The sequence below is a fragment of the Synechococcus sp. H55.11 genome (assembly GCF_047462475.1).
Classification (GTDB): domain Bacteria; phylum Cyanobacteriota; class Cyanobacteriia; order Thermostichales; family Thermostichaceae; genus Thermostichus.
This window is the reverse complement of sequence record NZ_JANSJI010000291.1, coordinates 1-709: the sequence shown is the minus strand read 5'-3', so window position 1 is coordinate 709 and position 709 is coordinate 1. Positions and strand designations below refer to the sequence as shown.

General features: G+C 64.7%; 1 protein-coding gene. It reads left to right on the top strand.

Annotated features, from left to right (window positions below; all coding sequences use genetic code 11):
• A partial coding sequence (locus NW853_RS11770; RefSeq protein WP_414349100.1) for a phytanoyl-CoA dioxygenase family protein occupies positions 1-571 on the top strand: 571 nt, incomplete at its 5' end.
• Between the last annotated feature and the right edge of the window lie 138 nt (positions 572-709).

Genomic DNA, 709 nt, shown 5'->3' with positions numbered 1-709 from the left:
CACGACCTATCCTGATACGCTGATTGGCGCGTGGCTCGCGCTTGACCCCGCCGATGAGGAGAACGGCTGCCTGTGGGTCGTGCCCGGGTCGCACTTTGAACCCATCTATCCGCCCGACGCGATTCCCCACGCCCATGTGCAGGCAGTGAACGCTTTTGAAGACCTACACGAGGTGCAGAATGTGAGCCACTTGGACGACGAGGTGAACACGCTGACGCACATCGTGCGCAAGTATCCGCCGCCGATTCCTGTGCGGATGGCGCCGGGCGATGTGCTGTTTTTCGATGGGCACATCCTGCACCGCTCGTATCCGAACCGCACTTCGGATCGCTGGCGTCGGGCGTTTGTGAACCATTACTGCAACGCGCGCTCATGGGTGCCGTGGAATCACGGCAAGCCGTATGAGGGCGACAGCGCGAACTATCAGCATATCCTGGCGCGCGGCAACACGCACTTGCCGTTCGCCAAGCCGCAGTTCGGCACGGAGGTTCACCTGTACGAGCCGAGCCGCGACGGCAGCCCGCCCCCGCGCATGATGGGCGACCTGGAGGGCAACATGGGGATGGGCTAACGACAGAAAACCCGCGTGTTCGCCCTCACCCCCAGCCCCTCTCCCACAGCGTGGGAGAGGGGCTGGGGGGTGTCTGATTCACATCTCCGAGCCCACGAGCGAGGCCGCCGGGGGGGGTTGGGCGGGGGGGGAGGGAGA